This is a genomic window from Vibrio ordalii ATCC 33509, assembly GCA_000257205.1.
Lineage (GTDB): Bacteria > Pseudomonadota > Gammaproteobacteria > Enterobacterales > Vibrionaceae > Vibrio > Vibrio ordalii.
Window position 1 is genome coordinate 1 of sequence record AEZC01000064.1, and the last position, 616, is coordinate 616.

Here is a 616-nt window from a genome sequence, read left to right on the forward strand (position 1 = left end):
GCCGGAGGAGGCTAAGTTATGACGTACATTACAGATATTTAATAAGATTTACACTCCTTGACGTTCGAGTGTTGTATAAGCAGTTACAATTCAAGCTGTCTATTTCTTGTTGAATAAAAACCATGAAAAACACGTCTATTCTTTCTTTAATGATGGTTACTTTGCTTACCACACCGTTAAGTTCGTTTGCTGCGCAAGCCTCGCAGGCCGTTGCGGTGGTCGCAGAGCGGGTGGCAACTCATCAAGTATCTCAGTCCCTTTCTCTGATTGGTAAATTAGAAGCTGAACGCGCAGTGGAGATCTCATCCGAAGTTTCGGGAAAGTCAGTCATATTGCGATTAAAGCCAATCAAGAGGTCAAGAAAGGTCAGCTCTTAATTCAGCTTAATGATGATAAAGCCAAAGCCGCACTTTCAGAGGCTCAAGCCTATTTGAACGATGAACAGCGTAAGTTGAAAGAGTTTGAACGTTTGGTCAAACGGAACGCCATTACCCAAACGGAAATCGATGCGCAAAAAGCGAGTGTTGATATTGCTCAAGCACGTTTAGATGCAGCCAACGCAAATTTAAACGATCTGCACATTAGTGCGCCATTTAATGGCACCGTTGGTTTTATT

1 pseudogene is annotated in these 616 nt (G+C 42.7%); it reads left to right on the plus strand.

What is annotated here, in order from left to right:
* Window positions 1-122: 122 nt before the first annotated feature.
* Window positions 123-616: pseudogene (locus VOR_RS17705) on the plus strand (efflux RND transporter periplasmic adaptor subunit); the annotation flags it as partial.